We start from the raw sequence: 13,913 nt of genomic DNA on the forward strand, positions 1-13,913 counted from the left end.
GGCGTTGGCGACGTTGGCGTTGGCCGCTGCCGCGCCGGGCCTGGCGGCGCTTGCGGCAGCGTTGGGCGCGGCATCGGCGTTGGCCAGCGCGACCCAGCAGCCGATGTCGATCACCGGCACCGGCTGGCCATCCACCGCCAGCAGGCCGAGCAGCGCGCCGTGGCGGCGCGGCAGCGGCGTGTATTCTGGCGGCGCCGCCAGCGCGCGTTCCACGCGGGCGGCCGGGATGCCGATGCGGGCGGCGCCGATGCGCACCACCACTTGCGGCGCCAGGCCGCTATCGTCGCGGGCGTTCATATCAGTTCTTGGCAGCGGTCATGCGTTCCAGATCCTGCAGCAGCAGGGCGACGTCGCTGGTGGCCGAGGCCTGCGCGGCGGTCGACTGGTGGATGCTGGCGATCGATTCGCGCGTGGTCACCACCGATTTGACGATGCGCGCGAACGCCGCCTCGACTTCGCTCGACAACCGGCCGCCCTCGTCGACGCGGCTGACGGTCTGGTTGATCAGCTTGGCGATCTCGCGCGCCGCGCCGGCCGATTTCTCGGCCAGCTTGCGCACTTCGTTGGCCACCACCGAGAAGCCCTTGCCATGCTCGCCGGCGCGCGCCGCCTCGATCGCGGCGTTGAACGCCAGCAGATGGGTCTGGGCGGCGATGTCGCCGATCGCGTCGACGATTTCGTGCACTTCGCCGGACGAGGTCTGGATCGCCTGGTTGGCGGCGCGCGCCGATTCCACCAGCTGGCCGCCCTCGTGCGCCTCGTTCTGGGTCTGGCCGGCCAGGCCGCTGGAGCGCTCGGAACCGCGGGCGATTTCGTTGATCGAGTTGGTCAGCCCGTTCAGCAGCTGGGTGATGGCTTGCACTTTCTGCGTGATGGCTTGTTCGCGCTGCACCTGGTCGGTGATGTCCATGGCGAACTTGACCACCTTGTAGGGCTTGCCGTTGAAGTCGAGGATCGGGTTGTAGGTGGCCAGGATCCACACCTCGGCGCCATGGCGGGCGCGGCGCAGGAAGCGGCCCGACTGGTACATGCCCTGCGCCAGATTGGCCCAGAAGTGGCGGTATTCGCTGCTTTGTACCAGCGCCGGCGCGCAGAACATGCTGTGGTGCTGGCCCAGCACGTCGTCGGCGGTGTAGCCCAGCGTGCGCAGGAAGTTGTCGTTGGCCGAGATCACCTGGCCGCGCAGGTCGAACTCGATCACCGCCTGCGAGCGGCCGATCGCGTCCAGCTTGCCCTTGATGTCGGCGTGCATGCGCTTTTGCTCGGTGATGTCGGTGGCGAACTTGACCACCTTGTACGGTTTGCCGTCGCCGTCGAAGATCGGATTGTACGAGGCCAGGATCCAGATGTCCTTGCCGCTCTTGCTGCGGCGGTGGAATTCGCCGGCGTGAAATTCGCCGCGTGCCAGCCGCTCCCAGAAGGTCAGGTAGTCGGTCGAGTGGGCGTATTCGGCGTCGCAGAACATGCGGTGGTGCTGGCCCTTGATTTCGTCCAGCTGGTAGCCGACCACGGCCAGGAAGTTGTCGTTGGCGCTCAGCACCCGGCCCTGCAGGTCGAACTCGATCACCGCCTGCACCCGGTCCATGGCGGCGTTGCGGCCGGCGTATTCGGCGTTGCGCAGCTTGGTCTCGGTGATGTCGGTGGCGAACTTGACCACCTTGATCGGGCGGCCCTCGTCGTCCAGGATCGGATTGTAGGAGGCCTGGATCCAGATCGGCCGGCCATCCTTGGTCACGCGCTTGTATTCGCCGGCGTGGTAGCCGCCGCCGGCCAGGTGGCGCCAGAAGCTGTGGTATTCGGTCGACTGGGTGAAGGCTGGCTCGCACAGCAGGTCGTGCGAGCGGCCGATCAATTCTTCGCGGCTGTAGCCGAAGGCGTCGAGGAAGTTGTCGTTGACTTGCATGACGCGGCCTTCCAGGTCGAACTCGATCACGGCCTGGGCCCGGTTCAGCGCCGCCACCTTGCCTTCGAATTCCAGGTTGCCGTGGATGATGGTGGTGATGTCGGACGCGTATTCGACGATCTTCAGCGGCTGGCCATCCGGCCCCAGCACGGCGTTGAACGAGGCGCTGATCCAGATGCGGCGGCCGTCCTTGGTGCGGCGGCGGAATTTGCCGACCTGGCAGCCGCCGGCCGCCAGCTGGCGCCAGAAGTCGGCGTAGTCTTCCGACTGCACGTCGTCGCGGTCGCAGAACAGGCGGTGGTGCTTGCCCACCACTTCGCTGGCGCTATAGCCGTAGATGGCGCTGAAATTGTCGTTGGCGGACAGGATGGTGCCGTCGGTATTAAACTCCATCACCGCGTGCACGCGGTCGATGGCGGACATCTTGCCTTCGTGGTCGGCGGCGCGGGTTTTCGGCTCGGTGACGTCGACCGCCAGCTGGATCACCTTGATCACCTTGCCGTCGTCGTCCAGCACCGGGTTGTAGGAGCCATACAGCCACAACGGCTTGCCAGCGCTGCTCAGGCGCACGCACACGCCCTGCTTCTCGACCTCGCCCAGCGCCAGCCGGCGCCACAGCTCGCCATATGCCTCGGAATGGATGTATTCCTGGCTGCACAAGATGCGATGATCGCGGCCGACCAGCTGCTCGCGCGAGTAGCCAACGATGTCGAGGAAATTCTGGTTGGCGTCGAGCACGCGCCCGTCCGGATCGTATTCGATCACGCCCTGGGTCAGGTCGATGGCGGTGGCAATCGCGGCGGCGCGTTGCAATGCGGCGGCCGGCGCCGCAGTCGCGGAAAGATCGGTCATGGTGGTTTGGTCCTGAGAGAGCCCGGGATGTCACGATGAAAGAGCAGTGATCCGGAGCGACGGCGCGATGTGGCGCTCGGTTGGGGCCGGCAGGCGGGGGATGGGGCGCAGCGGCGGGGGATGTCGTAATGTAACCGCGACGTTGGCGTGAGGCAAGAAAATTTTAACTATGAGAGCGATGGCCGCGATTGGCGGTCATGCGGCGGCGACGGCGATGCGGCGGCCCTGCGGCGACGCTGTGCCGCCACGTCCGCCTCAGCGCGCGCTGGCGCGTCGGCTGCCGCTACGGTGGCTACGACTCTTGCGGCGCGAGGCCGAGCGCTTCACCGGCCGGTGCTGATATTTTTTAGTTTCACCGCTCTCGGCACGCTGCTTGTTGACGATGCGCGCCGCCACCTCGTCCTCGCGGCCCGGGTAGCGGCCTTCCTGCTTGAACTTTTTTTCAAGCTTGCTATATTCGCGCTCGCGTTTGGGGCTGGCTCCGCGTGGCATGATGGCCTCCGTGCAAAATGGACGCTTCGATCATGCCCGCGCGGCGCGCGGCGGTAAGTGCGTTGACTAACGCTGAGCCGCTTACTGGCGCGCCGTGTAGAGCGCTTGCGCCAGCAGCACGTAGAGCAGGAACAAGATGCCGCAGCACACCACGTAGGTCGATTGCGCAAACGCGGCGTAGGCGAAGATCAGGTTCAGCACCAGGTCGCCGGCAAAGAACAGCAGCGACAGCATGCGCACGTTGACGCCGACCCGGCCGCCCTCGAAGCTGACGCCGATGGCCAGCGCCAGCGTGCTGGCCAGGAAGGCAAACGCGCCGACGCCGATGGTGCCCTTCATGGCGTTGCTGTCGATCGAGACCAGCCCGAACGTCAGCAGGCCGGCGATCAGCAGGGCGATTAATAAGTTGACTGCGTGGATGCGCATCATGCTCCTTCCGAGGGAAATGGGGGTGGCGCCAAGGCCACCAGCCGCAGCACGTCGGCCACCTGCTCGGCCAGCTGCCACTGGGCCATGCCGGGCTTCCAGACATGGCTTTGTTTGGTGAGCTTGCCGGCCACGATCAGTTGCAACAGCTCGCGCTCGCTGAAGGGGCCGGCCGGTTTGCCGTCCAGCAGCACGTGGTATAGCCGCGCCAGCGCGCTCAACGGCGCGGTGTGGGAACCGGGGATGTGGGTCTGGCGCAGCGCTTCCTGCATCGATTCGCTCATCTGGCGCGCGATCGCCACGCCCATGCCGAATTCGACCAGCCGCTGCACCGAATAAAAGTTATCGTCGCTCATGTCGGCTCCGGTTGCTTACAGCGCGGGTGGTGGCGGTGGTGGTGGCGGCACCGGCGGCTGGGCCGCCGCGAACAGCGGCGCCAGTTCGGCCACCTGGCCGGCCAGTTCCCAGTTGGCCATGCCGGCCTTCCACACATGCTGTTGCGGCGTCAGCTGGCCGCCGCGCGCCTGCTCCTGCAGCTGGACCAGATTGAATGGCCCGGTGCTGACGCCATTGACGCTGACGTTGTACAGCGTTTGCGGTGGTGGCGGCGGTTGCTGCATGGTCTGGCCGGCCGCGGTCATCATATTGGCCATCTGGCCGCCCATGACGCCGCCCACCGCCATGCCGGTCATCATGCCGACCGGGTTGAAACCGCCACCGCCGCCCAGCGGCATCGCGCTCATGTCGCCCAGGCTGGCGGCGGCGGCGCTCAGCACCTGGGTCTGCTGGTTGATCTGGTGTGCCGCCAGGTGCTGGCTCTGGGTCTGCAAGGTCTGGAAGCGTTCGCTGGCCTCGCGCTGGATGCGCATGGTTTCCGCCATGTTGATGGCGTTGATTTCCTGGGTCTGGTCCAGATTGCGCAGGCTGACTTCGTTCTGCTTCTGGCGCATGGCGATTTCCAGATCGGCGGTGATGCTGCGCAGTTGCTGGTATTCGTGGGTTTCCTTGTCGACTTCGATGGTGGCGAGGTCGAAGCGCACCAGGTTGACGCCGAAATCGTCCTTGAACGCCTGCGCCAGTCGCGGCGCGATCAGGTCGTTAATTTCCAGCAGCTTGCGCTCGATCTGCAGCACCGGCATGCCGTGGTCGGCCGGGATGTTGCTGATGATGCCTTTGACGTATTTCAGCACCGCGTCGCGCACCAGCACACGGAATTGCTCCAGGTCGAAGTTGACCAGGCGGTGCAGCTTGATGAAGGCGCGGTAGTCGGTGATGCTGAACTTGATCGCGCCGCGCGCCGCCATGCGCACCGGGAAGTCCATGAAGCGCGGATCGAACACGTCGAAATACGGCACGCCGAACGGCAAGTCCTGCTGGCCCTGCAGGTTGATGAAGTACACCTCGGCCTGGAACGGGCTCTGGCCGGCATAGGCCAGGCCGATCAGGTTGGAGATGATGGGGAAGTTGGCGGTCTTGATGGTTTCGTCGAACGGTCCCTCGATGAAGTCCTGGGTGGCGCCGTCCTGTTGCTTGTAGACGAACACCGCCACCTCGCCATCCTTGACGCGCAGGCTGCTGCCCCAGCGGATGGCGTTTTCCTTGTTGGTGCTGTTGGCGGCGCCGCTCGGGCGCCACTTCCAGATCAGGTATTTTTCTTCGTCGCAGCGGATCACGTCCAGCATGCCGCCTTCATTTTTTTTGCCAAAAAAACCCATGTCCAGTCGTCCTTTACTTATCTGGTGCTTACCACTTCTTTTCGACTTCGCGGGCTTTTTCCTTGTCGGCCGCGATGCGGGCCACTTCGGCGCTCTTTTGCTCGGTCGCGACTTTTTCCGCCGTGGCGCGCTCGGCGGCGGCGTTGACGGCGGCTTGTTCGGCCGCGACCGCGCCGGCGATCAGCGCGCTCAGCTCGGCGCGCTTGCCGTCCCACAGGCTGCGCGCCTGCTGGTTGTCGCTCTGCTTGCAGCTGCCGTCGGCCAGTTCCCAGCGCAGCTTGGCGGCGGCGGTCTGGGCCGCGCTGTAGTTTTTGCCGCGGTACTGCTGGTCGGCCTCGCCGGCGACGATGCGCAGACGCGCGCTCTCGTCGTGCGCGGCCTGCACGTACTGGTCTTCGCACTGCTGCGCCTTGTGGCTGTCCAGTTGCGAGCTGACCACGCCGATCCCGCCCAGAATCACCACGCCGCCCAGCAGCGCGAACAGCAGCGGGTTGCGCTTGGCCTTGATCTGCAAGTCCTGGCCGACGCTGCTTTGCAGGCTGGCTTCGACGCGGTCGAACTCGGCCAGCGCGGCGGCGTCGTTGCGGTAGGCGTTGCGGGCGCGGTTCAGCACTTCGAGGAATTTGCTGCGCCAATCCTCCAGGTTGGGATCGGGCTGCACGCTGGCGACGATTTTGGGCTGGATGAAGAACATCAGCTGTTGCAAGTCTTCGCGCGAATTCGGCACCGGGAAGTCGCGGATCACGCGCGCGCGCTTGGTGACGATGGCTTGCTCGCGGTGGCGGCCCTTGAGGCCGCGTTCATCGGCTTCGCGCTCGATGTCCTCGAAGCGCTGGGTCAGCGCCAGGATCGAGCGGTTGGCTTCGATATCGGTAAATTCATGCCCGCAGGCCTCGCAGGCCGAGACAAATGCCGCCAGTTGGGCGCCGCAGCTGGGACACTTGTGGATCGCGCCGCGCTTTTGCGTGGCCGGGCTGTCGGACATCTGATTCATGGTGGTTCCTGATGGTGGGGTGGCGACATGCGCCGGGAGCGGCCACGGCCGCCCCACGGCGGGACGGGATTACAGCAGGCTGGTGGCGTCGGCCGGAATCTCGATCTTGTTTTCCTTGGCGAAGTCGAGCGAGCGCTTGAGCGTGTTTTTCAGCGAGCTCATGTTGTCAGGCAGCGACTTCACCACGTAGGCGGCGGCAGCGGCGCCGGCGCCCAGCGAGCTGACGCTCGGCTTGAAGCCTTTGACGTCGCCGGCCACCCCGGTGTAGCTCTTGATGCCTTTGACCAGGTCAACCAGGCCCAGCGTGTAATTCTTTTTGCTTTCCGCCGACAGCGCGACCTTGTTGCCGCTCATGGCGGCGTCCAGCGCCTTGCTGTTGTCGGTCTGCACCTGGGCCGCGTCCTGCATGCTGGACACGGTGGCGCCGGTGGTCAGGTTCTTGGCCGCCAGCTCGGTCTTGTCGGCCTGGTCTTTCAGCCCCAGCGCCTTGAGGAAGTTGACGTCCGCGCTCATGACTTGCTGGGTGCCGCCGACATAGCTTTTCACCAGCGATTCCGCGCTGACGCTGCCGCTGCTGCTGTTGCCGCCGCCCAGCGCTTTGCTCAAGCCGCCCAACTGGGCGTGCGCCGGCACGGCCATTGCCGCGATTGCCATGGCCACCACGGCCGCCATCATTTTGCTGCTCATAGATCCCTCTCCTGCCGACTTATCAGATACAGCGCGCCCCGTCAGCTGGTGAGCGCGCCCGTGAGAATCGTTATTGCACGCCGGCGGCGTTGAGGCGGCTGATCACCTCGCGCGTGGCGAGCGTGGCGGCGTCTTTCAAACCCTTGTCGCGCGCCATCGCGTTGTCCGGCGCCACCCCGTACAGCTGCACCGCCGGCACCGAGGCCACTTCGCGCGGGAAATTGCCGCGCAAGTCCAGCACCCTGGCCGTGACCGTGACCGCGACCCGCGCCAGGCCGCTGACCGGGTCCTTGTCCACCGCGCCGACGTCCAGCGTGGCGGTGACGAAGAACGGCACCCGGTTCTTGCGCAGCGTGGCCACCACCGCGCGCTGGGTGGCCGGCGCCAGGTCGTTACCGGCCGAGAAATCCTTGCTCGCGGTCTTGAAATCGCTGTCGCTGATGACGAACGAGGAATCGGTGGCCTCGAAGCCGCCCTGCGAGAACTGGCTGCTGATGGCGGTGCTGGCGTTGGTCAGCGGCAGCAGGCGGAAATTGACCTCGTCGGCCTTTTGCTGGCTGCTGCCGCCGCTTTCGACTTGCAGCGCGGCGCGCTGGGTGCCCTTGGCGCTGCCGCTGTTGGTGGCTTCGGCCTCGACCCGCTTGAGCACGCGGGCCTCGAAGCTGCGCACGCTGGCCGCCTCGCGGCCGACGAACAGATACACCAGTTGCGACTTCTCGCCGTGCGCCGCCTTGCTGACGTTGCTGGCCGAGCGCAGCAGGATATTCAGCTTGGTCAGGCTGAGGTCGCCACGGATGGCGACCGAATATTTGCGCAGGCTGGTCTGGTCCTGCTCGTTGATGACCACGGTGTTGCTGATGTATTTCTCGATGTTTTCCTGGATCTTGTCCTGCACCGCCGCGAAGTTCTGCATTTCAGCCTCGCCGCGCTCGTCGAAGTAATGTTCGATGGCGGCCATCTGCGCCTTGACGTAGGCGCTTTCCTTCAGTTCCGGAGTGGGGGTGCTGGTATAGGTCACGGTGCCCACGCCCTTGACCTGCACCACTTGCGCCGCCGCCAGCAGCGGGCACACCAACAGCATCAGCATCCACAGGCTTTTTTTCATTTAATCTTCCTTAAGGTGTCACGCGCAACAGCCATTTGCGCCTCGATATCCTTGGCCGAGGCCGCGGTTTTGATCCATGCCGCGGCGGGCTGCGCCAGCGCGTCGGCAAACTTGGTGTACAGGCCGCGCACCGCGTCCTGGTAGGCCGAGAAGTCGTCGCTATTGACCTGCCCGGTCGGCAACACGGCGACTTCGCCGTTCTTCAGGTCGGTCTGGATGAAGGCGGTATTCATCAGCGGCTCCGAAAAGCCCAGCGACATATAGGCGCCGTACACATAGGTGGTGCTGACGCTGGTTTCGGCGGTCTTCAGCTTGGCGAATTTGTTCAGCTTGATGTCGAACACATAGTCGCCGGACGGCAGCGTCAGCTTGATGTCGTCGCCGTTTTCCAGCCGCAGCGACATCACGCCGCCGGTGTGGCCGATGCTGCTCGGCAGCATCGACAGTCCCAGCCGCGACGACAGCACCGAGCCCAGGGTGTCGGCCAGCATGGCTTGCACCGTGGCCGGGTTGTTGCGCAGGATTTCGGGGAAGGCGGCCAGCGCTTCGGCGCTGACCTCGCCCTTGCGCACTTGCAGGGTGCGGACGTTGTCGCCCGGCAGGGTGGCGCGCTGCAGGCACTGGGCGAACTGCGAGATCAAGCCTTTTTCATCCGGACGGCGGATCAGATTGTCGACAAAACCGCTCAGGCGTTCTTCGCTCGGCGCTTGCGTGGTGGCGTCGAACAGCACCACGTTGACCGGGCAGTTGCGGACGATGGTCTGATTTTTATAATCAAATATCAGCGTGTCGGCACGCAGATTGACAAAGGTCTTGTAATAATTCCCGTAATGCTCGGTCACCACGGTTTCACCGGTTAACACCAGCGCCGCCATTAATGCGCGGTCGGCCTGCAGATTCACCATGCCGGCACGGGTAAAGTGGAATTGCGGGTTATTAATCGCACCGGCTTTTTCCGCCACCATCGCGGAATAACGCTCCTGGATATTCTCCGATCCCTGGCGCAGCGTGAACAGGCGATAGGCCCGCGGGAAGCGCTGCGCGGCACTCTGAAAATCGCCGGCAAAGGCAAATCCGGCGACGGAAACATCGGTGGCCCACGCTTGGCAGGAAAAACACAGCATCCCTAGCAGGAACGATATTATTTTAGTGATTTTCATAAGAAAATTATACAAGCCAGCTTTTCCAAACGGCAACTATTTTTTCTGAATTTTATTTTTTTAAAATACTGAAACCAGATTCAATGCGATCGCATTCAGTCTGTGATAACAAATATATTTTTTGAAATATTGTGATTATTGGAGAGAATTAACCCGTCTTGTTTGTGCGACGATCGCGCGCAACAAACTATGTTCTAATTTTTAGAACAGTCTAGCCGCAGAGTGGCTGGTGTGCAATATATTTCGTTGAGGAATTAGATTTGTTGCGCGGCCTGCACCATGCACTTCGACAGTTTGTCGAAGTGCAGCAAGGCGGCCTGGGTCAGCTCGATTTGCTTGCGACGCGGATCTTCGGTATCGCTCAGCATGATCCAGCCTTTTTCGCGCATGGAGGTCAGCCGGCTATGCAGGGTGGCGGGGGCGCCCAGGTCTTTTTTCGCCATCATGTCGCGCACCGACAAGCGCTGCCGCTCCTGGCCGGCACGGGCAATGATGGCCAGGATGCGTTCTTCCAGCGGGTCCAGCGGCGGCAACGACGGCAGACCACGCAAGGCTTCAGCCAGCTGCAGGAAACGCAGGTAGAGATCGGCAGGTCGCTTGGCAGTGGTCATAGGGTGAGATGAAGGGAGGGTGCTGCGGCAAATTCTAGCATAGCCCCTCTAGCGCGCGCCTTGCGGCAGCGGCAACAGGGACAGCGCGTATTTGGCGGTGTAGACCACGATCAGGCTGCCCATCAGATCACCGATGAACATGACCGGAAAACCGGGCAGCAATCCCAGCTCGCCATGCAGGGCAAACCACAGGTGATGCAGCAGCGGGCTGGCAAAGGCGCAGCCCAGCGCGCAGATCAACAGCCGCTGCGGCGTCAGCTTGCTCAGCGAACTGCGCAAGCCCCAGCGTTGTTGTGCGATCAGGTAGATCAGATACGGCCCCAGCGCGCCGCAAATGGCGCCGCTGGTGGCGCGCAATAGCTCGCCCGGGAAGTAGTACCAGTAACAGGCCAGCCAGCCTGCGATCAGCAAGCCCAGCGCACCGGTCCAGCCGAACATCAGCACGCACAGCAATCTGGTCCCCGCCGGCAGGTAAATCCAGCCGATGCCTTGCATGAACTCGGTGCGGCGGAAGAACAGCTCGTTCACCATCATCATCGTCCCATGCAGGCAAACTGCGCCGATAACCATGTAGAGATTCAAGCGGGACGACGAGATGGGCTGTTTCATAAATCAGGCGGAGCGGGTGCAAGTTGTCGCACAGTAGCACACTCCAGCCTGACTGTGGCCTGACTGCGGCCTGCCGGTCAGAACTCTTCCCAATCGGCGGCGGCGGCTTTCGCGGTCTTGGCCGGCTGGCGCGCCATCGCCAGCTGGACCGGCGGCTGAGCCGCCTTGGCGGGCAGGCGCGCCGGTGCTGGCGCCACCGCCACACGCGACGGCGCGGCGCGCTCGCTGGCCTCCAGCTTGAACACGCTGACCACCCGTGCCAGTTGCTCGGCTTGCTCCTGCATCGAGGCCGACGCCGCAGCCGCCTGCTCCACCAGCGCGGCGTTCTGCTGGGTGACGGTATCCATCTCCGCCACTGCCTGGTTGATCTGCTCGATGCCAACCTCCTGCTCCTTGCCGGCGGTGGTGATTTCCGCGACGATGTCCGACACCTTGCGCACGCTGGCCACCACCTCCTCCATGGTCTTGCCGGCCTGGTGCACCAGCTTGCTGCCCGCTTCCACCTGCGCCACCGAGTCGGTGATCAGGCTCTTGATTTCCTTGGCCGCGCTGGCCGAGCGCTGCGCCAGATTGCGCACCTCGGACGCCACCACCGCGAAGCCGCGCCCCTGCTCGCCGGCGCGCGCCGCCTCCACCGCCGCGTTCAGCGCCAGGATGTTGGTCTGGAACGCGATGCCGTCGATGACGCCGATGATGTCGACGATCTTGCTGGACGAGGCGTTGATCGAACCCATGGTCTGCACCACCTGCGACACCACGTCGCCGCCCTGCACCGCGATCCCGGAGGCCGAGTGCGCCAGCTCGTTGGCGCGGCGGGCGTTGTCGGCGTTCTGCTTGACGGTGGAGGTCAGCTCCTCCATCGACGACGCGGTTTCTTCCAGCGAGCTGGCTTGCTGTTCGGTGCGCGCCGACAGGTCCAGATTGCCGGTGGCGATTTCGCTGGCGGCGGTGGAAATCACGTCCGTTCCCTGCCGCACCTGGCCGACGATTTTCTGCAGATTGTCATTCATCTCTTTTAGCGCTTGCAGCAACTGGCCGGTTTCGTCGGTGGTGCTGACCACGATCTGGCTGGTCAGGTTGCCGGCGGCCACGGTCTGGGCGATGTGCACCGCGTTTTCCAGCGGCCGCGCGATCAGGCCGGAAATCCACACCGCCTGGATCGCGCCCAGCGCCACGCAGGCCACCACGATGCCCATGATCCACCAGCGCGCCGAGGCATACAGTGCGTCGCCCAGCTCGCTGGCCTTGTTGCCGCCATCGATGTTGATGACCGCCAGCCGCTCCATGATGTCCGATGCCTGGTTGAACAGCGTGGCCGCGTCGCCGCGCGTGAGTGCCCGCGCTTCGGCGTTCTTTTCCTGGCGCGACAGTTTGATCACTTCCGCGCTTTGCACCAGATATTTATCCCACAGTCGGCTGAATTCGGCGTAGCCGCTGCGCTCTTCCGGTTCGGTGATCAGCTTTTCATATTCGGCGCGGTGCTTCTTCAGCTTGTCGGCGAATTCGCCCATGCGCTTTTCGTACTTGTCCATGTCGGCCGGGGTTTCGGACAAGATGTGCTGCGCTTCCTGCGAGCGGTAGCGGGCGATGTCGTATTTAATCTCCAGCAGCACGCGCACACTGGGCATCCAGTTGGTCTGCAGATCGGTGGAAGTCGCGTTGACCCGGGCCAGTTGCACCACCGAGAAGCTGCCCAGGCCCACGCATAACAGCAGTACCACGGCAAACGACAGCATCAGTTTGGTAAACAGACGGAGATTCAAAAAGGCGCGCATGGTCAGCTCCTGAACAGGGTTCACTGCGGCAGCGCGGGGGCGAGGCGCCATGTCTGTAATTCATCGAACGTTTCTTGTTATACCAGACATGCAAATTGCAAGCGATTGTATGTTTCTATGGCCGCGAGCATATCCATCGCCATTACGGACGGCGGGGTATATACAGGGGGTTCCCTTCCCCACTCCCTGTGGCAAACCTCCTATTTTCTCTCCTATTTTCCCCTGCTTTTCTCGATTTTCCCCTGCACTGAACTTTGCAGGGGAAAGCAGGTCTAAATAGGGAAAAGCAGAGGGAGAAATAGGATGAAATCCACAGTGACCGTGCAGGTAGACACCGATACCCTGCTCCGCCTGATCAGCCAGCTTCAAATCCGTGGCGGCGCGCAAGACGTCTCCGCCGCGATCAACAGCGCCATCGACTTATGGCTGCGCGAACAGACGCAACTGGCCAAGGGCAGCGACCCTGCCAGCGTGCGCGGCTACCAATGGAAAACACTGTTCCTGCCCGAGGGCACCGAGATCCGCTCATGGAGCTACGGCGAACACAACTACGCGCGTGTAGTCGGTGACGAAATCATCCACAACGGCAAAGCCGTGACGCCCAACCAGTTCGCGCACGCGTTCGCCCGCACCACGCGCAACGCCTGCTGGCCGGCGCGACTCATCCGTGCGGCCAGCCACGCGACACCACGCCCGGCGAGGGTTGGGATCTGCCCGAGCGCCGCAAATTCCGCTTCCGGATTGAAGACGTGGCGTTCGAATAAACCGACCGGCGGCGCGCGCCGTCAGCCCTGCGGCTTGAGGAACAGCGCCTGCAGATCGCCATACGGCATGGCCTGCGCGATCAGCGGACCGGCGTTGCCGGTGGCGAGGAAATCGCGCGCCATGCCGGCCGCCACCGCCCACAATGCCTGCGGAATACCGGAACCGGCGCTCAGCCGCGCCACGCCCAGCGCATGCAACTGCTCGGCCGATGGCAAGCCCGGCCAATCCATCACATTGACCGGCAGCCCGGCGCCCGCCACCACCGCGCTGATCTCATCCACCTTGCAAATGCCCGGCACAAACAAACCATCCGCGCCAGCCTCGCGATACAGCGCCGCGCGCCGCAGCACCTCGGCCACGCGCTCGCCTTCCGGCGCCAGCCCCTTCAAATACACATCCGTGCGCAGATTGATGAACAGCTCCTTGCCCAACGCCTTGATGGCGCGGATCTTGTCCGCCACCAGCGCCGGCGCATCCGCCCCATCTTCCAGATTGATGCCAGCCACACCCGCATCGATCAGCCGCGCCACATTGGCCGCCACCTGCGCCGGATCGGCCGCATAACCATTTTCAAAATCCACCGACAGCGGCACCGTCAACACCCGCGCGATATTCGCGGCCACCGCCACCGCGCGCTCCACCGGCAGATGATCATTGTCGGCATAGCCCTGCGCCCACGCCACGCCGGCGCTGGTGGTGGCGATCGCCGTCGCGCCCAGACTCTCGAACAAACGCGCGCTGCCCGCATCCCAGGCGTTCGGCAAATGCAACAACTTGCTGCCGTCATGCAGTTTCTTGAATTCGCTCATACCGTCTCCG

General features: G+C 63.8%; 14 protein-coding genes. All 14 read right to left on the bottom strand.

Annotated elements, in window-relative coordinates:
- On the bottom strand, positions 1-297 hold a 297-nt coding region (locus GJ699_RS15955; RefSeq protein WP_195763561.1), incomplete at its 3' end, for a chemotaxis protein CheW.
- A gap of 1 nt (position 298) precedes the next feature.
- On the bottom strand, positions 299-2,755 hold the full coding sequence (locus GJ699_RS15960; RefSeq protein WP_154377955.1) for a methyl-accepting chemotaxis protein: 2,457 nt from the start codon (positions 2,753-2,755) through the stop codon (positions 299-301).
- A gap of 255 nt (positions 2,756-3,010) precedes the next feature.
- Positions 3,011-3,247 carry a hypothetical protein gene (locus GJ699_RS15965; RefSeq protein WP_154377957.1) on the bottom strand — a complete coding sequence of 79 codons (237 nt, stop codon included), beginning with the start codon at positions 3,245-3,247 and terminating at the stop codon, positions 3,011-3,013.
- An 81-nt stretch (positions 3,248-3,328) separates the two neighbouring features.
- Positions 3,329-3,676, bottom strand: coding sequence for a hypothetical protein (locus tag GJ699_RS15970; protein ID WP_154377960.1), 348 nt, complete (start codon positions 3,674-3,676; stop codon positions 3,329-3,331).
- The gene (locus GJ699_RS15975) at positions 3,673-4,029 is read right to left on the bottom strand and encodes a DUF4339 domain-containing protein (protein WP_154377962.1); all 357 of its coding nucleotides are present in this window, start codon (positions 4,027-4,029) and stop codon (positions 3,673-3,675) included. Before GJ699_RS15975 ends, GJ699_RS15970 begins: the two co-directional genes overlap by 4 nt.
- 15 nt (positions 4,030-4,044) lie before the next feature.
- A complete protein-coding gene (locus GJ699_RS15980; protein ID WP_229262124.1) occupies positions 4,045-5,355 on the bottom strand; it encodes an SPFH domain-containing protein in 1,311 nt (436 codons plus the stop codon).
- Between the two features lie 61 nt (positions 5,356-5,416).
- Positions 5,417-6,382, bottom strand: a complete 966-nt coding sequence (locus GJ699_RS15985; RefSeq protein WP_154377966.1) for a zinc ribbon domain-containing protein — start codon at positions 6,380-6,382, stop codon at positions 5,417-5,419.
- Between the two features lie 69 nt (positions 6,383-6,451).
- The gene (locus GJ699_RS15990; protein ID WP_154377968.1) at positions 6,452-7,069 is read right to left on the bottom strand and encodes a hypothetical protein; all 618 of its coding nucleotides are present in this window, start codon (positions 7,067-7,069) and stop codon (positions 6,452-6,454) included.
- Positions 7,070-7,139: 70 nt separating this feature from the next.
- Positions 7,140-8,174, bottom strand: coding sequence for a hypothetical protein (locus GJ699_RS15995; protein WP_154377970.1), 1,035 nt, complete (start codon positions 8,172-8,174; stop codon positions 7,140-7,142).
- Complete coding sequence (locus tag GJ699_RS16000) at positions 8,171-9,334, bottom strand: hypothetical protein (RefSeq protein ID WP_154377973.1); 1,164 nt, start codon at positions 9,332-9,334, stop codon at positions 8,171-8,173. Before GJ699_RS16000 ends, GJ699_RS15995 begins: the two co-directional genes overlap by 4 nt.
- A gap of 254 nt (positions 9,335-9,588) precedes the next feature.
- Positions 9,589-9,945 (bottom strand): winged helix-turn-helix domain-containing protein, encoded by a 357-nt coding sequence (locus tag GJ699_RS16005; RefSeq protein ID WP_154377975.1) that lies wholly within the window; start codon positions 9,943-9,945, stop codon positions 9,589-9,591.
- A 48-nt stretch (positions 9,946-9,993) separates the two neighbouring features.
- On the bottom strand, positions 9,994-10,482 hold the full coding sequence (locus GJ699_RS16010) for a hypothetical protein (protein ID WP_154377977.1): 489 nt from the start codon (positions 10,480-10,482) through the stop codon (positions 9,994-9,996).
- Between the two features lie 149 nt (positions 10,483-10,631).
- Complete coding sequence (locus GJ699_RS16015; protein WP_154377979.1) at positions 10,632-12,329, bottom strand: methyl-accepting chemotaxis protein; 1,698 nt, start codon at positions 12,327-12,329, stop codon at positions 10,632-10,634.
- 785 nt (positions 12,330-13,114) lie between these two features.
- Entirely contained in the window at positions 13,115-13,903 is a 789-nt protein-coding gene (locus GJ699_RS16020) for an isocitrate lyase/PEP mutase family protein (RefSeq protein ID WP_154377981.1), read from the bottom strand.
- Positions 13,904-13,913: the final 10 nt, after the last annotated feature.

This window comes from Duganella guangzhouensis (assembly GCF_009674535.1).
Classification (GTDB): Bacteria; Pseudomonadota; Gammaproteobacteria; order Burkholderiales; family Burkholderiaceae_D; genus Rugamonas; species Rugamonas guangzhouensis.

Coding starts and splice junctions, on each gene's coding strand:
- GJ699_RS15960 (WP_154377955.1), bottom strand. CDS start 2,755: ATGACCGATCTTTCCGCGACTGCGGCGCCGGCCGCCGCATTGCAACGC.
- GJ699_RS15975 (WP_154377962.1), bottom strand. CDS start 4,029: ATGAGCGACGATAACTTTTATTCGGTGCAGCGGCTGGTCGAATTCGGC.
- GJ699_RS15995 (WP_154377970.1), bottom strand. CDS start 8,174: ATGAAAAAAAGCCTGTGGATGCTGATGCTGTTGGTGTGCCCGCTGCTG.
- GJ699_RS16000 (WP_154377973.1), bottom strand. CDS start 9,334: ATGAAAATCACTAAAATAATATCGTTCCTGCTAGGGATGCTGTGTTTT.
- GJ699_RS15970 (WP_154377960.1), bottom strand. CDS start 3,676: ATGATGCGCATCCACGCAGTCAACTTATTAATCGCCCTGCTGATCGCC.
- GJ699_RS15990 (WP_154377968.1), bottom strand. CDS start 7,069: ATGAGCAGCAAAATGATGGCGGCCGTGGTGGCCATGGCAATCGCGGCA.
- GJ699_RS15985 (WP_154377966.1), bottom strand. CDS start 6,382: ATGAATCAGATGTCCGACAGCCCGGCCACGCAAAAGCGCGGCGCGATC.
- GJ699_RS15980 (WP_229262124.1), bottom strand. CDS start 5,355: ATGCTGGACGTGATCCGCTGCGACGAAGAAAAATACCTGATCTGGAAG.
- GJ699_RS15965 (WP_154377957.1), bottom strand. CDS start 3,247: ATGCCACGCGGAGCCAGCCCCAAACGCGAGCGCGAATATAGCAAGCTT.
- GJ699_RS16020 (WP_154377981.1), bottom strand. CDS start 13,903: ATGAGCGAATTCAAGAAACTGCATGACGGCAGCAAGTTGTTGCATTTG.
- GJ699_RS16005 (WP_154377975.1), bottom strand. CDS start 9,945: ATGACCACTGCCAAGCGACCTGCCGATCTCTACCTGCGTTTCCTGCAG.
- GJ699_RS16015 (WP_154377979.1), bottom strand. CDS start 12,329: ATGCGCGCCTTTTTGAATCTCCGTCTGTTTACCAAACTGATGCTGTCG.
- GJ699_RS16010 (WP_154377977.1), bottom strand. CDS start 10,482: ATGATGATGGTGAACGAGCTGTTCTTCCGCCGCACCGAGTTCATGCAA.